This window comes from Microbispora triticiradicis (assembly GCF_005864065.1).
Lineage (GTDB): Bacteria > Actinomycetota > Actinomycetes > Streptosporangiales > Streptosporangiaceae > Microbispora > Microbispora triticiradicis.
Genome location: NZ_VANP01000013.1, coordinates 1 through 19,381 on the forward strand (window position 1 = coordinate 1; position 19,381 = coordinate 19,381).

Below are 19,381 nucleotides of genomic sequence, written 5' to 3' on the forward strand. Positions count from 1 at the left end.
ACGACCTGGCAGAGCGGGGAGTCGTCCCAGATGACGGGAGTTCCTGAACTTCCCGGACAGGTCTATGCGCGCGTGTGAGAAGAGTTTCTGGACTTTCCCGAAACAGGTCTACGTGCATGCGCGAGCGCCAGGCCCTCGCCGAGGAAGACCTGGGCAGCGAGAGTTTCCGGACTTTCCGGACCACGGGCTTCCCGTAGTCCCGTGTTCGCGATGCCCCAGGTAAACCCATCAGCGGCTGCTGAAAGGCGGACAGGATTCGGCGGCGTACCGTCGCGGTCGTGATCCCATCCGACCCCACAGCGCCCGCCGGCGGCAGCGACGCGGTCACCGCGTTCCCGGACAGCACCAACGCATGGATAGAAGGAATCACCACGCCAGGGCCGACGCTCCCGCATCTCGGCACAGCACCGGCTGCCGACCGGCCCCATCAGGTGAGCTCCGGTTCGCCACGTACACGGCCGCGCATCTGAGTCATGGGACACCGCGACGCTTCTCCGCCGTCGTGGTTGTAGCCCACCCGTTGACTGAACAGAGCCCTCCGAATCAACCTTGGCGGCTGCGCTCTTTCAGATTCGACGATGTGAGCCGCTTCCGACTGCAGGCCGATGCCTTCGACGGCCCTCACGGATTACGAAATGCCGCGGAGACCCTGAGCGCGGAGGTCCTGATCCTCGGTCAAGACGCCCTCGATGTACGCGGGCGAGCCCTGCCATGATGTGGCGGGCCGAACCTGAGGTGATTCCCCGATCCGGTTCCAACCGTCGAAGCTGCCGATAGGCCTGCGTCAGCCGCCACGGACCCGGCTCGTGCTCGTCGCGATCCCGGAATCGAGGCCCTCGCCGGAGGCACTAGCAGTCATCGCCCGTCTCGTTGCGCAGCTTGAGAATGTATGCCGCGGTGAGCGCGACGGCACGGTCGTCGTCACGGGACAGGTCCGCGAGGACGCGTGACGTCGTGGGTCCCGGGATGTCCGCGAGCGCCTGCGCCAGCCGTAGACGTACGGGCGCGTCCTGGGTGCCGTGGGCGATGCGGTCGGCGAGCCCGGTGGCGATCCGATCCGCCAGCGCGGGATCAGCCGCCAGCGCGCTCAGCGCATCGGCCGCGTCGACGTCGTTCGTCCCCTCGACGACCATGTCGGTGAGTGCCGGGACCGCGTCGGCCACTCCACGTGCCCCGAGCGCCAGAGCCGCGCACCCGCGGACCACTGCGTCGGGGCTCGTGAGGGCGTTCCGCAGCAATGTGGTCGCCGCACCGTCCGGAATCTCGGCGATGGACTGGACGGCACGTCGCCGCACCTCGGCCACCGGTGAGCCGAGGCCCTCCGCGAGCAGTCCCAGCGCGCCGTCGCCCGATCGCGCCAGAGCCCATCGAAGGGCTCCGGCGACGTTCGGGTCCGCCTCGCTCAACACGGCCTCGGCCAGGGCTTCCACCGGCACCGCAACCTCGTCGGCCGAGGACAGGGCCGCGCGCTGGCGCTTTCCGGCGCTGTCCGACCCCAGAGCCTGGAGGAGCGCCACGATTCGCAGGACGTCCTCCCAGCCGGAGGGTTCCGCGGCACCGATCCGGCGCAGCCGCGTGAGCAGTTCCGTCTCGGCCGCGATACGTTCTCGCGACTGGCGGATGAGGTCGTCGACGAGCTCCGAGGGCGTGAAGCCGGGATCGTCCAGCGCACGCCCTACCTCACGCAGCGACAGCCCCAACGACCGCAGGCTTTCGACATGGAAGATGCGTCGGATGTCCTCGGCGGAGTACTCCCGATAGCCGGCCTCGGTGCGGCCCGTCGGCCGCACCAGGCCGAGCGACTCGTAATGCCTGAGCATCCGTGCGCTTACCCCGGACCGTCGAGCCACATCCCCGATCAGCACCGCCTGTCATCCCTCCTGGCCGGGCGCGCCGAGGACCGCGACGCGCTTCGCCTCCTCGATCGCGAACTCGAATCCCGCGTCGGGGTCGCGCAGCAGCCGTTCCGTGGCGATCGCGTGCTGACGCACGCGAGGGTCGGGATCCGTGGTCGCGACGCGCAGAATCGGCATGACCACCTCACCGAGCGCGACCAGCGCCCGGCTGAGGCTCAAGCGCGTCTCACGCTCGCCGCGTCCGAGCTGTGTCGCCAGCACTCCCGCCAATTCGGACTCCTCGCCTTCGGGCACGAGTACGACCGCCGCTCGCCAGGCGCTCCGCGCCACCTCGTCGTCGCCGTCGGTCAGCAGGCCTCGTGTGATCGCCGGCCACGCCCGCCGATCCCCGATCTTGGACAGCGTGTGCAACGCCTGGCTTCGTGCCTGCGCGCGCTCCGAGCGGAGTTCGTCGACGAGCTTCGGAACCGTGATCGATGACGAGTGGCGGGTGAGTGCCCAGGTAAGCATGTCACGCACGTAGAAATCGGGCTCGATCGCGCACCGTTCGACGAGCCTGTCGACGAACCTCGGGTCCGGGGTCGTGCCGGCCGCGAGCACCGCCTGCAGCCGCACCGACGAGCTGCCGTTCTCCAGCCCCTGGAGAGCTCGCATGGTGTTCGTGTCCTCTTCGGGCATGGTCATCGGGACCACCTCCTCGGCCACAGTGAAGGCCCTGCCACTGTGTCAAGGTCAAGTGAGGTCACCGCATGAGATGTCCGACGCGCCCGGACCGGTCAGCACCGGCGGTTCGGGTGCGGGTGCCGGGGGAGGCTGGGGCGGACCGCGCTTTAGATGCGCACCACCACTCCCCTCCAGTTTCACTGTATATCAGATCCGCGGACCTCATGAGGCGCAAAAAATTGCTTCATACTGCCCGTTGCGAACCGATCCGACGAGCGATGGAGCAGCGGAAATGCGCTACGTGATGGGTTTCGAGCAAATCGACTCGGCGAATGTCGGGGACGTCGGCGGAAAGGGGGTGCACCTTGGGGAGCTCTCGCGAATCGACGGCGTCCGCGTGCCGGACGGCTTCTGCGTCACGACGGATGCCTTCCAGCGGGTCGTGGCCGAGGTGCCGTCGATCGACGCCCAGCTTGATCTGCTGTCCCGCGTACAACCGGACGACCGCGCGGCGATCCGCGCCCTGAGCGCGGACGTCCGCCGCGTCGTCGAAGACGTCGCGATGCCCGACGATCTCGTGGCGGCGATCGGCGAATCGCTCGCCCGGCTCGGCGAGCAGGACTCCTACGCGGTACGGTCCAGCGCGACGGCCGAGGACCTGCCGACCGCGTCCTTCGCCGGCCAGCAGGACTCGTACCTGAACATCGTGGGCCTGGCGGAGATCCTCCGGCACGTCCGGCGGTGCTGGGCCTCGCTGTTCACCGAGCGGGCGGTGACCTACCGGCGCCGTAACGGCTTCGACCACCGGAAGGTACGGATGGCCGTGGTCGTACAGCGGATGGTGTTCCCGGACGCGGCCGGGATCCTGTTCACCGCCGACCCCGTGACCTCGAACCGGAAGATCGCCACCGTGGAAGCCGGTTGGGGCCTCGGCGAGGCGCTCGTCTCCGGCCTGGTCTCCGGCGACGTCTACGCGGTGCGCGACGACCAGATCGTCACCAGAACGATCGCCACCAAGCCGCGGATCGTCCGGGCGTCGCCGGGAGGCGGCACCCAGGACGCACCGGTCGAGCCGCAGCGGCAGACGCAGCCCGCTCTGACGGACGCGCAGGTCGTACGCCTGGTGCGGCTGGGCCGGCGGATCGAGGCGTACTTCGGCCGGCCCCAGGACATCGAGTGGTGCCTGGCCGGCGACGAGTTCCACATCGTCCAGAGCCGGCCGATCACCACCCTGTTCCCCGTCCCCGCGACCGACGACCAGGACAACCACCTCTACGTCTCCGTCGGTCACCAGCAGATGATGACCGACGCGATGAAGCCGCTGGGACTGTCCCTGTGGCAGCTGACGACCCCCCGGCCGATGCACGAGGCGGGCGGACGGTTGTTCGTCGACGTCGCCCCCGTCCTGGCGACGTCCGCGGGCCGCGCGAACCTCATCGGGACGCTGGGAAGGTCCGACCCGCTGATCCGGGACGCGCTGCAGACCGTCGTCGACCGCGGCGACTTCCTCCGCCTGCTTCCCGACGAGGACGCCGGCCCCGCACCGGCCGGTGACGCGCCCGCTCCAATCGAGACCGATCCGGCCATCGTCACCGAGCTGATCCGGAACAACCAGACGTCCGTCGCCACCCTGCGGCGCGAGATCCAGGGCCTCTCCGGCCCGGCGCTGCTCGACTTCATCCTCACCGACATCGAAGAGCTGAGGCGCCTTCTGTTCGACCGGCGGAGCTTCCAGGTGATCATGGCGGGGATGGAGGCGGCCTGGTGGCTCAACGACCAGCTCGAGGCATGGCTGGGCGAGAAGAACGCGGCCGACGTGCTCACGCAGTCCGTCCCCCACAACGTCACGTCGGAGATGGGGCTGGCGCTCCTCGACGTCGCGGACGCGGTCCGGCCGCACGCGGAGGTCGTGGCGTTCCTGCACCGCGTCGCGGACGAGGGCCGGGACGGAGACGGCTTCCTGGACGAGCTGGCCGGGCTGCCCGGCGGACGGGAAGCACGTGACGCCATCCGGGGCTACCTCGACGAGTACGGCATGCGCTGCACGGGTGAGATCGACATCACCAGGACGCGCTGGAGCGAGCAACCCGCCACGCTCGTGCCCAGCATCCTCGGCAACGTCAGGAACTTCGAGCCGGGCGCCGGCAAGCGGCGCTTCGAACAAGGACTCCAGGAGTCCCTACGGAAGGAAGAGGAGCTGCTGACGCGGTTGCGCGCCCTGCCCGGCGGGGAGCAGAAGGCCGACGAGACCAAGCGGATGATCGACCGCGTCCGCACCTTCGCCGGATACCGGGAATACCCCAAGTACGGCATGGTCAGCCGCTACTTCGTCTACAAGCAGGCGTTGCTGCGGGAGGCCGATCGCCTTATCCAGGCCGGCGTCCTGCGGGAGAAGGACGACATCTTCTTCCTCCGGTTCGAGGAGCTGCGTGAGGTCGTGCGCACCGACGCCGTGAACGCCGAACTCATCCAGGAAAGACGGGAGGCGTTCCGGTCCTACGAGGCGCTCACGCCGCCCCGGGTCCTCACGTCGGACGGCGAGGTCGTCACCGGCCGGTACCTGCGCGACGACGCCCCGCCCGGCGCGCTGGTGGGCCTCCCGGTCTCGGCCGGGACCGTCGAAGGCCGTGCCCGCGTCATCACGGACATGGCGCGGGCCGACCTCGAAGCGGGCGACATCCTGGTCACCACCTACACCGACCCCAGCTGGACCCCCCTGTTCGTCTCCGTCGCCGGACTGGTGACGGAGGTGGGCGGCCTCATGACGCACGGGGCGGTGATCGCGCGAGAGTACGGCCTGCCGGCCGTCGTGGGAGTGGAGCAGGCCACCCGGTTGATCCGCGACGGCCAGCGGATCCGCGTCCACGGAACCGACGGGTACGTCCAGATCCTCGACTGAACCATCACGTCGAGATGCCAGGGGCTCGTCTCGGGGTAGAGACGAGCAGGGTCTCAGCCGTCGCGTTGCTTGAGGCGGAGCGCTTCCTTGCGGGTCTCGGCCTGGATGGCCCGCTCGCGCTCCAGCCACGGTGGGTTCTCCGCTTTCAGCGCCTCGATCTCAGCGGTGGTCAGCGGTCCGGTGATCCCGCCTCTGATCAGGCCGGAAATGGAGACCCTGAGCTTCGCGGCGATGACCTGCTTGGGGTGCGGGCCGTTGCGGCGCAGTTCGGTGAGCCAGGCGGGTGGCGTCGACTGCAACTCGTTCAGCTCGTCCCTGGAGACGACACCCGCCTGGAACTCGGCGGGAGTGGCCGAGAGGAGAACACCCAGCTTCTTGGCCGCCGTCGCGGGCTTCATCGTCTGGATGGTCTTCGGTCTGGACGAGGTCATGGCGCCAAGCGTAGTCAGTCGGAACGGGTTCCCCTGACATCGATACCCTGAGGAAGTGAACGATGGGGAGACCGGCAGGGTGTTCCGGCTGGCGTACGTGCCCGGGGTGACACCCGCGAAATGGGTCAACATCTGGACCGAGAGGATGCCCCATGTGCCGGTTGACCTGGTCGCGGTTCCCGCCGCCGAGGTGGTGGACCTCCTGCGGGACGGCGGCGCCGACGCCGGCTTCGTCAGACTGCCGGTCGACCGGGCCGGGCTCAGCGTGATCCCTCTCTACGTGGAGACCACGGTGGTCGTGGTGCCCAAGGACCACGCGGTGGCCGCCGTCGACGAGGTGGCCACCGCCGACCTGGCCGACGACGAGGTGCTCCATCCTCTGGACGACACCATCGAGTGGACGGACCGGCCCGGGCTGCCCGCGTTCACCCGTCCGGCCACGACGGCGGACGCGGTCGAGCTGGTGGCGGCCGGGACCGGGCTCCTCCTGGTTCCGCAGTCGCTGGCGCGCCTCCACCACCGCAGGGACCTCACGTACCGGCCCGTGCCGGACGCGCCGCAGTCCCAGGTCGCGCTGGCCTGGCCCACCGACGCGACCACCGACCTGGTGGAAGATTTCATAGGCATCGTCCGCGGCCGGACGGTGAACAGCTCGCGGGGTCGTACCCCCGACTCCCAAGCAGCGAAACCGGCACGGCAGGCACAGAAACCCGTACAGAACGGCTCCAGCCGCCGTTCCGTGCCGGCCGGCCGTAAAAGGAAGGGCCACCGGCCTCGGTGAGCTCGCCCGCGCTTTCGCCGTTCGCGCGAGGCGTGGGTCACGCCGTCATGTCCCCTCACGCAAGGCGTTCGCGCGAGCGGCCTCCGCCTCCTCGCCCAGGAGGTAATGCACGTTCGTGCCCGGCAGAGTGGGCAGCTCCGCCCAGTGGGTGATCGGATCGTCAAATTCCAGCGTTTCGTCACGATCCCGGCCGTAGGGCAGGCGGACGACACCATCAGAGTCGACGAAGCAGTCGCGGTATTCACGCCCGTCCTCGGCGAAGTGACGGGTGGTGAAGTACATCGGCCTCACCAACCAGAACTCCTGCCCGGCGTCCGGATCGCGCTCGTCCGCATCATCGGACGCGAAACGGCCCGTGATCGCGGCGGCCACGGGCACGCCGTCCCCCGGCAGCCTCTCCCGCGAGTCCACCCACTCCACCTCCGCGCGAATGCCCATCCCGGCTCCGATCTTCTGTCAGGTACGGCCATCCTGGCACTCCCGCCCTTGTCCCCTCCGCTCCCGGCGAGCCGAACGTGCGGCCCTGAACCTCCCCAACGCGATCGATACCCGCGCTCCGCCACCCGCCGGGAGGCTCGTGCTCGTCGCGATCACCCGGAACTGAGGCCCTCACCGGAGGCGTCCAACCGTGGAAACCCCGAGCGTGGATCCCTGATCCTCAGCTCCTACTCACTCGATGTTCGCTGGGGGAAAGCCCTACCGTGATTTGTCGAACCATCCGTTCATGGGGAGCTGCTGAGGTTGAGTACGGTTCGCAGGCCTTTGTTGCTGGTCCTCTGCCTGCTGCTGGCCGGACCCGCACTCCATGCGTCAGCGGCTGGACCGCCGAAATGGCCGTACGCGTCGAAACCGTGCGAGGAGACGGCCAGAACGCCTGTTCCTCGCTCGTTCGGGCCTCCGGCGGCCCTCGGGGGTGACGGGCACACCAATGTGACGGGGGTGGCCATCGGCCTGCTGGGGTCGCGTCCCGTCGCGGTCAGCGCCGGGGACGAAGGCAGTCTGCGGGTCTGGGACCTTCCGACCCTCGCCCCGATCGGAGAGCCGGTCAAGGTCGGTGGACCGATCAGGGCGATCACTACGAGTTCGTTTCCGGAACACCCGCTGACGCTGTTCGTCAAGGTGGGCCGTTCAGAAAAGACAATCACCGTACGACGGTTCCAGGGGCAACCGCTCACAGTGACCAGCGGGGACGCCAAAGGTGCCGCGATCGGCCGCCTGAACGGTCGCACCGTGAAGGTCACCGCAGGTGACGAGCTCCACGTGGTCGACGCGGGGACCGGGCGGGAGATCGGGCCGCGGATCCTGCTGGGAGAGGACAACGGAGTTCACGCGCTCGAACTCGTCACTCTGCACGGCAGGCTCACCGCCGTGGTCAACGACAACGGCGGTGACGAGAACGAACCGGGACCGGATCCCCTCCGTTTCGTGGACCTGGCCAGCGGTAGACGACTCGTGGGAATCGACGGTGATTTCAGCACCGTGCGAAAGGCGAGGGTGAACGGGAAGACCGTTCTTCTGACCGTCAACCGGCCCGAGGGCAGCATCTCCATATGGGACCCCGTCTCGCGCAAGCAGATCGGGCTCCTGCCCGGCAATCCACCGGCACCCAGTGCTCTGGGCGGCGAATCCTACGGATTTTCGCGGCCGGCCTTCATCGAGGTCTCACTGGCCGTGGGAGAACTGGCCGGCCGGCCGATCGCGATTACCGGAGGCGGTGACAACACCGTCCGGCTCTGGGACCTCGGCACCGCCCGGCAGCTTGCAGCGACCGTTCCGCCCGGTCACACCGACTCCATTCTGGCGATCGCGGTCAGCGAGTCGGCCGGCCGGCCGGTGGCGATCACCCAGGGCTGGGACGGCCAGACGATTCAATGGGATCTCGCCACGGGGCGGAGGGTCGCCGCTCCACCGCCAGACACCTACGGCTCCCTCGAAGACATCCCGGCCGATCGCCTGCGTGACCGTACTGTCGTCGCGGACCGAGCGGGAGGCGGACGATTCCGGGATCTCGTCGCCTCCAGCCTGGAGGAGGCTCTCCGCGCCAGGGACGAAAGGACAGCGCCGTGGGTCACCCAGGTCGGTGATCGCACCGTGCTGTTCGGCAGGGATGGAGCCAGAGCATGGATCAAGGACCTGGCCACGGGTGCGGGAATCGGAGCTCCGGTGAAGATCGGTGCCACTACTCCACTACAGCTCACGACTCTGGCCGAAATCGACGGCAGGCCGGTTCTCCTCGTCAGCCTGAAGGGAACGACCCGCATTCTGGACTTCCAGAGCGGCCGCCTCCTCGGCGAGGTGAGCGGGGTCAGCTCCAGTGAATCCCCGATCGCGGTGGCCCGCGTACGCTGTACGACCGGTGTCCTAACCAGACGCAGCGGTCGCCTCTATTTCTGGGATCTGCGGACCGGTCGCAGACTGACACCCACTCTCCGGGGGCATGGCACACGCGTCCTCCAAATCCTGACTGGACGGCTCGGCGACATCCCGATCGCGGTGACTGCCGCCCTGGGCGGCGAAATCCGTGTGTGGAACCTGCTCGACGGACGGCAGATCGGCGATCCGCTCAAGGCTCACAACCGGTTGGTCGTCATGGCGCTCGGCTACGTGAACGGGCACACCGTCGTGCTTGCCGGGGGAAAAGCCGAGAAGGTCTTGATGTGGGATCTCGGTCGGTAGGCATGCGACCAGGAGGCATCTGAATCATCCGCGCTGCCGCCGACCCGTTCAACATCTGGCGCTCGGCCTGGCGGAAGCGCGACGCCAAGACCGCCGTCGCGCCCATCTCGTCGGCCACCGGCGCAGGGTTCAAACCCAATCAGGTCCAATTTGAATCAGCGTTCGACCACGTCGGTGGCTGCGGACGCCTTGTCGAAGGCGAGTGGCAGTCCGCCTCATCGGCCTTTGCACAACCGGTTGCGCACTTCGTCGGCGCATTCGGGGATGGTGGTGCCAATGCCATGCTGGCGTGGCTCATGAGATCGCGAGCGCGCCATGAACGCCGTTATGCCCCCTTCAGCGACCTTTCGCCAGAGGTCGCCCTCGACAACGTGCGAAAGGCCCTCCTTAATTTGGGCAGGTCTCTGATGGGTGGAGCGCGCGAACCTCTCGCCCCAGCAGCGCCGTAGCACCTCACCCACCTCCCCGTTGCCTTGGCACACGCGTTCGAAGGCATCGACCGGAATTTCCAGTTTTGAGAAACGTGGAGGCCGCGGCAGCTCCGGGTTGAGCGCCAGAACTACGGCCCTCTCTGTGATCTCCCGTGTTATCCAATGGTCCAATCCAGCCACAGACTGCGACCACGCCGCTCGGTACATGTCCTCAACGTCCACCACGCCGGCACGCATGGCAGCAAGCGCCCGCCCCGCCTTCACGAGCCCACGCGCGAAATCGAGATTTTCAAGGAACTCGTCGAACGCTGTGATGGGCTCGCTCGTCGGCATGACTTCTCCTACCGGGGGGTTGCAGCAGTTTCCCTGGCGCCCCAGGGCCTATTGATCAACTGCAGGGAGACCAGGAGATTACTCTGGTGTCAGGTGGTCAAGGCAGACTGCGGGAGCGCCTGTGCAAGCGCGGAGTCTGTTCGCGCTTGGTAGGCAGGGTAGTGGCTGGCCGGGCACCTCTCCTGAGAAACGGCCACCACGCCTCCCCGGCGTCTATGAACTGCGGAGTAAGACCTCCCAGCGATCCCAAGTGACTCGGTCTCTAGCCTCGCGGGTGACGAGCGCGCAGTGTGAGGGCCTCGACGTGGCGCGGGCGCACGATTCGGAAGTGCCGGTGGTCGACTGTCGCGACCTCCCTCAGCCCCAGGCATTCGGCGATCGCGATGACGGCGGCGTCCAGCAGTCCGAGAGGAAGGTCGACGTACCTCTCGACTAGTTCCGCCATACGAGGAAGGTTCTCGTCCTCCAGCTCGGCCACGTGGAACCCATTGCCACCGAACGACGGTCGCACAGGAGCACGTCAGCGGCCCATCTCCGAACGCAGGATCTCCTCGTGCCGTTCGGCGAGGTCCGGCTCAGCCTCGAACGACGCGAAGAACGGAAGGTCACGCTCCGCCGGGGCGGGCTCGTCCAGACGACCGCGGATCAACTCCAGAGCAGGGTGTAGCTCTGACTCCGGCAACTGGTCAACGAGATAGTGCAGTTCCTCGCGCATGGCGCTCATGCCTCCAGTCCTAGGTGTCAGGCAAGACGAAGGCAGAAGTATTAGGCGTAGCCCGGCCCAAATGAGGTCGGTGAGGACCGTCAGAGCGACTGAGCTCGCTCGGCCGGGCAGCCGCATGAGAGGTGAAGTGCCGTGACAGGAGCCCCAGGTTGCTGGTATGGCCCTCTCTTGCAATCTCTGAGACTGCTTGCCATCGCTCGTAGACAGAAACGTCAGGCAATTCACGGGCTACACAAAACCGGACGCTCAGATCGCAATACCATACCTACTCTGCATGCGATTCCTGGACCTTGACGACGTATCCGACACCACAGGATGATCTACATATGTTGCCACGCGCAGGTGTCACCACGGCAGGTTTACTCGTGCTGGCGCTGGTGGGCGCCTGCGGCGACGACGGCGGGGATCACGCCTACGAGCGGGTCTCGCTCAAGGGCCGGGCGTCCTCTACGGCTCGCGCGATGTCCTCACCGCCAGCGTCGCCATCTCTCCTCGCCACAGTCGCGCAGTCGTCAGATTCCGCAGCCGTTTCACCGCCGCTGCCGATGGCGACCTCCTTGGCATCGCCGATGGCGACCTCTTCGCCCCTGCCGGTCACCGGCCCACCGCGATTCTTTGTCACCGCGAGGGCTCCACTCGCACGCTTTCCGAATAAGTCCAAGACGGCAGTCTTCACTCCGGTACGGCCCGCCGTGCACGACGCCACAACCGGAGAGTTCCTGGCCGCCATCCCGCTGCCGGCAGGAGTGCGCTCCTCCTGGCAAGTGCTAACCGCGGCACCCGACAACCGCACCTTCGTACTGTCCGGATGGACCGGGCCGGACTCTACCCTCCGGTTCTTCCGCGTCCACCTCGCCGAGGACGGGTCGCCGAGCGACCCGATACCCGTCCCCGGACTCGAGAGTGACGCACTGGGCGCCGGACACATCCTCGCCCTGAGCCCCGACGCCACCAGACTGGCCTACGCCGCCCCCATCCCGGGTGGAGCGAAGATCTCTGTTGTCGATCTCGCCACCGGGCAGCGCCGCGACTGGAGCACGCGAGCGTCCGTGGTGACCGGCCTGGCCTGGGCCCCGGACGGTCAGCGGATCGCACTGGTGGTCGGTGGCTGGGGCATCGGCGTCCTCGACCTCGGCTTGAAGGGATCCGATCTGCTGGCCGCCACCCGCCTCGTCAAATCGAGTAACGACCTGCCATTCCTGGAGTCCGTGGCTTATACCCCCGATGGCAGGGCTCTGATCTGCTCGGCCGGTCATGCCATCATGCGCATCCCGATTGAGGGCGGGGAGGAACCGCGGGTTCTCGCGCGGGTGACGTTGCCGGCCGACGCGTCACTCACCCTCCGTTTCAGTCTTGATGGAACCGGCCAATACCTGCTCTATGTGCACCGATGGCGGGGCTTTCGAATCGATCTTGCCAATGGTTCGACCACGCCGATGCCGATCAAGACCGATGAGCACTCCGGCGAGGGCGACTCCCCGAACGCGGCCTGGTGATGACCCATCCGAGAGTTATCGAGCGGGCGGCGGTCGACTCGGTCGCCAAGCGGCTCTTCGCGACCTGGGCCATTACAGCGTGCGCGCCGCGATGATCTATCAGCACCACACGGCGGAGGCGGACCACGAGATCGCCGACGTCATGAACGGCAAGATCACACAAGTCCTCTCGCAGAGAAAGCCGCACACCGCAACTCAGCACCGGTCATAGGGCGTGGGCGAACCCATCGGAGTAGAGGAGACCGTATGCACCCTCGCACCTCTGTCGCAGCTCCGGAAAAGGCATCGCATCTCTCTGAACTGGAACAATGCGTCAAGTTCCCGTCCGGCTGGTCCTCTGGTCCACAGCAGGTCCATAACAGGGTTGAGTGAGCCTCGCCGCATCGCGTCGGCACGCGAAGCACGTGATCATGACGGGCCCGCTGGGCTGGGTGAACTTTCCGTACGTCTTCAAGGCTGCCCGAAGCCGGGCCGCACGCGCCGCCGTCACGTCCCGCCGCCTCCCGCTGGCGCTCGGGGCGGCCGGCTAAGACCACGCCTGACGGCTGGCACGGACGAGTCGAGGCGGGCCGCCGCGCGACAGTACAGGTCTGATCACAGGGGGTGGGCTGAGCTAAAACAGCCGCCATGTGCCGCGCCGCGCGTGCTGGCGCCTCCGGCGAGGGGGCGCTCCGGCTCCGGGATGGCTTCGAACGCACGTGTGGGTTGCGGGGTGACTGATGCGGGAGCCATCCCGCCAGCCATCGACCCCAAGCAAGCCCAGCAGACCGCCGCCGCCACAAGCCCGGCTGTGACCGTTGACATCTGGGAGCACAAGCGGAGGGACACGTCAAGCCGGGCTTGCACCTCCGCCACCGGGACGCTGCCACCCCGTGGTGGGGTCGACGGTAGACGGGATGGACGAGCAAGCATGCGCTGGCGCCGGCGTTCGCGCCTAAGAGCGTGTTTGAGAAGGGTCGATAACGGTCTGCGCATCTCGCCGCCGTGACCACCGTCAGATCGCGATCACGACGGGGTGCCCCGCGATCGCCGCTACCCCTCTGACCTGACCGACGCCCAATGGGCGCTGGTCGAGCCGTTGCTCCCCGCACCGAACACGGGAGGGAGACCGGAGAAGCACCCGCGCCGGGACATCGTGGATGCCATCTTGTACGTGGTCCGGACGGGCTGCGCCTGGCGGCAACTGCCGGTCGACTTCCCGCCCTGGCAGACCGTGTACTGGTACTTCGTCCGCTGGGAAGAAGCCAAAGTCACCGAGCAGATGCTCACCGCGCTGCGGCGCCGGGTTCGGGCGGCGCAGGGGCGAGCCGAGGAACCAATGGCGGGCATCATCGACTCCCAGAGCGTCAAGGGCGCCGACACCGTCGGCCGCGAGTCCCGCGGCTACGACGCGGGAAAGAAGGTCAACGGGCGCAAGCGGTTCATCGTCACCGACACCCTCGGATTGCTGCTGGTCGTCTGCGTGATGGCCGCCTCCGTCCAAGACCGTGACGGAGCCAAGACCACCCTGCTCAGCATGTACCTGGTCACGCCGGTCAGGTACGTGTTCGCCGACGCCGGCTTCGCCGGGATGCTGGTGGACTGGACCCAGCGCATCCTACGGACCGTGCTGCACATCGTCCGCAAGGCTCCTGGGCAGATCGGGTTCGCGGTGATCGAGCGGCGGTGGGTCGTCGAACGGTCGCTGGCCTGGCTGACCAGCCACCGCCGCCTGGCCCGAGACTATGAGCGCCAGCCGACCACGGCCGAGGCCATGATCCGATGGGCCGCGATCAGCGGTATGGCCCGCCGCCTCGCGCGGGGAAGCGCCGCAACTCGTCAGCAGCGCATCATCCTCGCTCACCCAGCGAAGTAGCCCTTCTCAAACACGTTCTGAGGCCACCCCTCACGTGTCGCGATGCGCGACAGCGAGTGCACTCTCCGCGCAGAGGATATCCGGGAAGTTCTTCTGCCATCGCCGCGACCCGCACTGGAGCTCTTCGGGCAGCTCAGCGAGCCTCGTCTGGAGCTTGGGGATCTTGTGCCGCGGGTCCGGTTGGTGGTCACGAGCGGGCGGACTCGCCTCGGCATCGGCAAGCTCCTGCGCCTTGGTCCGGCGCTCACCTTCCAGCTCTGTGGAGCAGGCTCGCAGACGTTGGCAGAACGCATAGTCCGCGTCCGTATTCCCCTAAAGCCGCCTTTAAGCGCCTCCCAAGTGGCTACCAGGGCTCCTCCGTCACTCTCCCGTTGACAGGTCGAACGGATGCCGGATGGAAACGGGAGTCGGTGAGGTTCGGGTGAACCGGTGGAGACGGGCGGTAACGTCCGTATTGGCGATGGCGATGACCGTCGCGACAGGCGTGGTGGTCTCGGCACCACCAGCCAGGGCAGACGGGATTCTCCTCAATGGGAACGGCGTGTACGGCCCCAACAGCAGGATCGAAATCGCGTCGACGGTGCTGACGTACAAGGACGACTGCGATGGCGGGCTGAATGACTTCGTCTACCCGGTCAGTGACATCTACCTGGTGCCGGACGCACCGCCCTCCGAGGGGCAGCACCTCGACGACGTCGTCGGTACGCCCAATGCGGTGGTGCAGGACGAATCCCTTGTCATGGGCGAGGTGATCGGCATCACCTCGCCCGCTGGAAATCTCCCTCCAGGAAAATACGCCGTTGTCGTCGACACCTGCCAGGACGGGTACTTCGACGCGGCGGACGACAGCTGGTACAGCGGCCAGATCGAGGTACTGGCCCTCGCGCGGACCCCTGCGCCCGACGCCGCGCTGGCGACTCTGAAAAGCGCGGCGTTGGACGAGTACCAGACGTACAGGGAGCGTTGGCTGGACGCTCGCGCGGCAGGGGACATGCTTGACGCGGCGCTTCAGGGGGGTTGCGCTCTCGGCAACCCCGTCGCGTGTGCGCTGGAGAAGAAAGACTTCTCCACCCCTATCCATCGAAAGTTCGCCAATCTGCAGTTCAGCCGGGCGATCCATTACATCGGCATCTATGCCGACCCGCCGAATCCTGATTTCGATCGGCCGGTGATTCCCGAGAAGGTCGACGACGACGTCTCGGCTGATGCCATTGCGGGTGAGGCGTCGCTGCTGCAGGCCTTGTTGCGCGCGGTCGAGGCGTACAAGGGCGCGCAGCAGGCGGGTGACGGGGAGTGGGCCCTGGTCCACGCGCGTGAGGTTCGCGACCTGCACCAGGCGCTGGCCGGGCAGCTGGCGCGGACCTCGGCCCAGCTGAACGAGATCAAGTCGCTGTACGGCGAGGACGCCGATAAGGCGTTCGCCTTCGCCGCGGATTTCGAGAGCCGGGTCAAGCAGCGGGGCCTCACCCCGGACGAGAGGCACGTGCTGCGGGAGAGCGGGCTGACCGGCGCGCAGATCACCGATTTCGAGAACCGGATACGTGCGGCCGCCCGCCCCTACACAGCCCAGACCGTGCGGGACGCGCTGACCGCGCAGATCGCCGCGCACGTCAAGACGGCCGCGGCGGTGCAGGAGGGCCTCAGCGGCTGGCAGGCGATCGTCGACGCGCTGGCGGGCGACACGGGGGTGCCGGACACGCATCCGGTCGCGGACGCGGGCGGCCCGTACACGGCGACCGAGGGGCAGGCGGTCACCCTGGACGGCTCCGCGTCGACCGCCGCGCAGGGGGTGACGCTCTCGTCGTACGCCTGGGACCTGGACGGCGACCGCGACTTCGACGACGCGACCGGGCAGACCCCGTCGGTGGTCTTCGATGAGCCGGGCTCGCCAGTCGTCGGCCTGAAGGTGACGGATGGCGCCGGGCGGGTCGCGTACTCCTGGAGCGGCGTGACGGTGACGCGCAAGGGCGACGACCCGAAGATCGCCCGGCGTGCGCCGGAGAGCGCCCAGATCAGGGTCGAGACCGGCAAGACGGCCCAGTTCTCCGTCACGGTGAGCGACGACGGCGGCGCGCCCGAGGTGACCTGGACCGTGGACGGCAAGCCGGCAGATGGGACCGACTCGTTGTCGTGGACGGCCCCGGACACGCCGGGAAGCCACGAGGTCGTGGCCACGGCCACGGATGCCGACGGGCATGCCGTCACCGACGGCTGGTCGGTGCTGGTCTTCCGCAAGGACGCCGACGGTGACGGCTGGACGGCCACCACGGACTGCGACGAGACAGACGCGGCGGTGCATCCCGGGCAGATCGAGTTCATCGGCAACGGCGTCGACGACGACTGCGACAGCGGCTCGCCGGACGCGCCCCCGGGCGGCCTCACCGGGAAGCCGTACGGCTGGGGTCACAACACGCTGGGCCAGGTCGGCACCGGGACGCTGGGCGGCGAGTTCGACGCCCCGCAGCAGACGGTCGTGCCCGGCACCGCCGTCCGGGTCGAGTCAGCGTACCGCGTCAGCTTCGCCGTGCTTGGCGACGGCACGGTACGCGCCTGGGGCATGAACGACCACGGTCAGCTAGGAGACGGCTCGACCGTGTCCCAGCGGGCGGTCCCCGTGTCGCCGCTCGGCATCGGCGGGGCCGGCACGCTGGCCGGTGTCACCCGGATCTCCGCCCACGGCGACCAGGTCGCGGCGGTGCGAACCGACGGTACGGTGGCGGCCTGGGGCTTCAACGGGAACGGGCAGCTCGGCGACGGCTCGACCGTCACCTCGCGCAACGTCCCGGGGCTGGTGCTCACCGGGCCGGACACGCCGTTGCGCGGCGTCCGCGACGTCGAGGCTGCTGAGCAGGCCTTCTACGCGCTGATGGACGACGGCACCGTCACGTCCTGGGGTGTACAGAGGTGCCTCGGCACCTCCTCGCAGAACAAGCCATACGCGACGGCGGTCCCGGGGCTGAGCGGGATCCGCCAGATCACCGCCGCCGCGGGCGCCGTGTTCTTCCTCAAGAAGGACGGCACCCTGCTCTCCTGCGGCGACACCGATCCGGCGCTGGGCCGGCCGTGGGCGCTCAACACGCCGACGTCGCCGTACCTGCCCAGCCCCGTGACCAACCTGGGCGCCGGCAGCACGGTGGTCGACGTGTCCTCCTCGGGTGACTCGGCGGTCGCGCTGAAGGAGGACGGCTCGGTGTTCATGTGGGGCCAGAACACCAACCACGAGCTGGACGCGCTCGGCTTCGCCGGCGGCCAGAGCACGACTGTGCCGACCCGGGTGACGCTCCCCGCGGGCGCGCCGGTCGTCGCGGTCGACCACGACGACTCGATGAACACCTTCGCGATCCGCGCCGACGGCTCGATGCTGGCCTGGGGCGGGAACCTGTTCGGCGCCACCGGCACCGGTGGCAGCGCCCCGGTCGGCGCGCCGACGGTCGTCAACCTGCCCGGCCGGGTGTTCCTGCAGGTGTCGGCCTCGAAGTGGAACGCGCTGGCGCTGACCCGGCCGGCGTCCGACCCGGACCTGGAGCTGCCGGCGTCGTGGGTGCACGCGGCCGTCGAAGACGCCGCGCTGAGCGAGGCGGGCGACGGAGCGTTCACCGTGACGCTGGACCACGCCCTGGGCGACGAGGTCGCGCTGACCTGGTCGCTGCGGGCCGGCAGCGCGGGTGAGGACGACGTGGCGCTGGGCACCGGAACGGTGGTCGTGCCGGCCGGTCGGACGCAGGCGTCGATTCCGGTCGACGTGGCCGACGACGCGCTCGACGAGGACGACGAGACGGTGACGCTCGCGCTGACCGGGGCCCGGCTCGGGCTGACGATCGCGCGCGCCCAGGCGACGGGCACCATCGCCGACAACGACGAGGGGCCTGTCGTCTCAGTCGAGTCGGCGACGGTGACCGAGGGGGGAACCAGCCTCACCGACACACCGGTGACGTTCCGTCTGTCGAAGCCAAGCGGCAAGGAGGTCGTGGCCGCGTACGCCACCGCGGACGGCTCGGCCAAGGCGAACTACGACTATGTGCCCTCGGACGCGACGATCCGGTTCGCCCCGGGCGAGATTGAGCACGTGGTTCACCTCGCGGTGAACGGCGACGCGATCCCGGAAACGGACGAGACGTTCACCGTCTCGGTCGGCGAGGTCGCCAACGGCAGCGCGGGGCATCCCGCCACGATGACGATCCGGGACGACGAGATGCTGGTCGTGTCGGCCTCCGCGCCCACGATCGCCGAGGGCACGTCCGGCGACTTCACGGTGACCGTGAACCCGGCGCCGCCGGCGGGTGAGAGCGTGTCCGTGCCGTGGTCGCTCGTCGAGCCGGCCGCCGGCCCGGACGACGAGTCACGTCGTCGTGGACGGTCGACGGTCCGTGCGACGTGACGGGGGACGGCCCGCAGGCATCGGTCACCTGCTCCGACGACGGCGTTTTCACCGCGACGCTGACCGCGGTGGACGCCCAGGGCGCCTCGGCGTCGGACACCACCATCCTGACCGTCGGCAACGCCGCCCCGGTGCTCGGCACGGTGGCCGTGGACGGGTCCGGTGCGCGGATCGAGTTCTCCGACCCGGGCACCGCCGACCAGCACACCTGCACCGTCAGGTGGGGGGACGGGACGGCGCCCGGCATGCTTGACGGAGCCCTGTCGCCGTGCTTCCTGCCCCACACCTACGGTCCGGGCACGTTCACCGCCACAGTGACGGTGAGCGACGGCGACGGCGGGTCGGTCTCCACCTCCCGTACAGTCAAGGTCGCGTCGGCGCCATGGCCCTTCCGTGGATTCCTGCCACCGGTGGACAACCCGCCTATGGTCAACGCCGTCCAGGCCGGCCAGGCGATCCCGGTGAAGTTCGGCCTCGGCGGTTACCGCGGGATGGACGTCTTCGCGGCGGGCTCTCCGGCGTCAGGGCAGATTTCCTGCTCTCTGGGTCAGACGGACTCGGTCGAACAGGCGGTCACGGCGGGTGGATCGCCGCTGTCGTACGACGCGGCGAAGGATCAGTACACGTACGTCTGGAAGACCGACAAGGCCTGGTCCGGCCAGTGCAGGCGGCTGAACGTCACTTTGGCCGACGGCACCCAACATTGGGCGCTGTTCCGGTTCCGCTGACACAGCCGGATCAACGGAGGGTCCCGCCGTCGCGTCAGCGTCACGGCGGGACCCTCTCCGTGTCGGCTCCAGTACTTCCCCAAGGGTGCAGACCCGAGCTGGCACAGCCGAAGGGATCTCGACGCCGTCG

14 protein-coding genes are annotated in these 19,381 nt (G+C 68.3%); 7 read left to right on the forward strand and 7 right to left on the reverse strand.

The features are described from left to right. Positions 1–848: 848 nt before the first annotated feature. Positions 849–1,865, reverse strand: a complete 1,017-nt coding sequence (locus tag FED44_RS27355) for a HEAT repeat domain-containing protein (protein ID WP_138462529.1) — start codon at positions 1,863–1,865, stop codon at positions 849–851. A gap of 6 nt (positions 1,866–1,871) precedes the next feature. After that, positions 1,872–2,540, reverse strand: coding sequence for a HEAT repeat domain-containing protein (locus tag FED44_RS27360; protein WP_138462530.1), 669 nt, complete (start codon positions 2,538–2,540; stop codon positions 1,872–1,874). A 271-nt stretch (positions 2,541–2,811) separates the two neighbouring features. Between FED44_RS27360 and rph the strand changes: the two genes are divergently transcribed. Beyond that, positions 2,812–5,418 (forward strand): rifamycin-inactivating phosphotransferase, encoded by a 2,607-nt coding sequence (gene rph / locus FED44_RS27365; protein WP_138462531.1) that lies wholly within the window; start codon positions 2,812–2,814, stop codon positions 5,416–5,418. Positions 5,419–5,471: 53 nt separating this feature from the next. On the opposite strand, the gene FED44_RS27370 is transcribed toward rph, so the two are convergent. Next, positions 5,472–5,849, reverse strand: a complete 378-nt coding sequence (locus FED44_RS27370; RefSeq protein WP_111701668.1) for a DUF5997 family protein — start codon at positions 5,847–5,849, stop codon at positions 5,472–5,474. A gap of 55 nt (positions 5,850–5,904) precedes the next feature. Here FED44_RS27370 and FED44_RS27375 point away from each other — a divergent pair, with 55 nt between their 5' ends. Further along, positions 5,905–6,630: a LysR family substrate-binding domain-containing protein gene (locus FED44_RS27375; protein ID WP_244302305.1), complete on the forward strand. Its 726-nt coding sequence runs from the start codon at positions 5,905–5,907 to the stop codon at positions 6,628–6,630. Between the two features lie 45 nt (positions 6,631–6,675). On the opposite strand, the gene FED44_RS27380 is transcribed toward FED44_RS27375, so the two are convergent. Further along, entirely contained in the window at positions 6,676–7,068 is a 393-nt protein-coding gene (locus tag FED44_RS27380; RefSeq protein ID WP_138462532.1) for an AQJ64_40280 family protein, read from the reverse strand. Between the two features lie 501 nt (positions 7,069–7,569). On the opposite strand from FED44_RS27380, the gene FED44_RS27385 reads away from it, so the two are divergent. Then, the gene (locus tag FED44_RS27385) at positions 7,570–9,306 is read left to right on the forward strand and encodes a WD40 repeat domain-containing protein (RefSeq protein ID WP_138462533.1); all 1,737 of its coding nucleotides are present in this window, start codon (positions 7,570–7,572) and stop codon (positions 9,304–9,306) included. A 215-nt stretch (positions 9,307–9,521) separates the two neighbouring features. Here the strand turns inward: FED44_RS27385 and FED44_RS27390 are convergent, their stop codons facing one another. The 3 genes from FED44_RS27390 to FED44_RS27400 all read right to left on the reverse strand — a co-directional run bounded on the left by FED44_RS27390 (position 9,522) and on the right by FED44_RS27400 (position 10,794). Continuing rightward, a complete protein-coding gene (locus tag FED44_RS27390; RefSeq protein WP_138462534.1) occupies positions 9,522–10,070 on the reverse strand; it encodes a hypothetical protein in 549 nt (182 codons plus the stop codon). A gap of 262 nt (positions 10,071–10,332) precedes the next feature. After that, the gene (locus tag FED44_RS27395) at positions 10,333–10,515 is read right to left on the reverse strand and encodes a PIN domain-containing protein (RefSeq protein ID WP_133306051.1); all 183 of its coding nucleotides are present in this window, start codon (positions 10,513–10,515) and stop codon (positions 10,333–10,335) included. A gap of 75 nt (positions 10,516–10,590) precedes the next feature. Continuing rightward, the gene (locus tag FED44_RS27400) at positions 10,591–10,794 is read right to left on the reverse strand and encodes a hypothetical protein (protein WP_111701663.1); all 204 of its coding nucleotides are present in this window, start codon (positions 10,792–10,794) and stop codon (positions 10,591–10,593) included. Positions 10,795–11,120: 326 nt separating this feature from the next. On the opposite strand from FED44_RS27400, the gene FED44_RS27405 reads away from it, so the two are divergent. From FED44_RS27405 to FED44_RS27425, 4 genes are all read left to right on the forward strand, one after another. Beyond that, on the forward strand, positions 11,121–12,290 hold the full coding sequence (locus tag FED44_RS27405; RefSeq protein WP_138462535.1) for a TolB-like translocation protein: 1,170 nt from the start codon (positions 11,121–11,123) through the stop codon (positions 12,288–12,290). 1,015 nt (positions 12,291–13,305) lie between these two features. Next, on the forward strand, positions 13,306–14,145 hold the full coding sequence (locus FED44_RS27415; protein WP_111701659.1) for an IS5 family transposase: 840 nt from the start codon (positions 13,306–13,308) through the stop codon (positions 14,143–14,145). 466 nt (positions 14,146–14,611) lie between these two features. Beyond that, positions 14,612–18,523 (forward strand): RCC1 domain-containing protein, encoded by a 3,912-nt coding sequence (locus tag FED44_RS27420; RefSeq protein WP_138462537.1) that lies wholly within the window; start codon positions 14,612–14,614, stop codon positions 18,521–18,523. Next, positions 18,520–19,251, forward strand: a complete 732-nt coding sequence (locus tag FED44_RS27425; RefSeq protein WP_138462538.1) for a PxKF domain-containing protein — start codon at positions 18,520–18,522, stop codon at positions 19,249–19,251. The genes FED44_RS27420 and FED44_RS27425 overlap by 4 nt, the downstream gene beginning before the upstream one ends. The last annotated feature ends 130 nt before the right edge of the window (positions 19,252–19,381 follow it).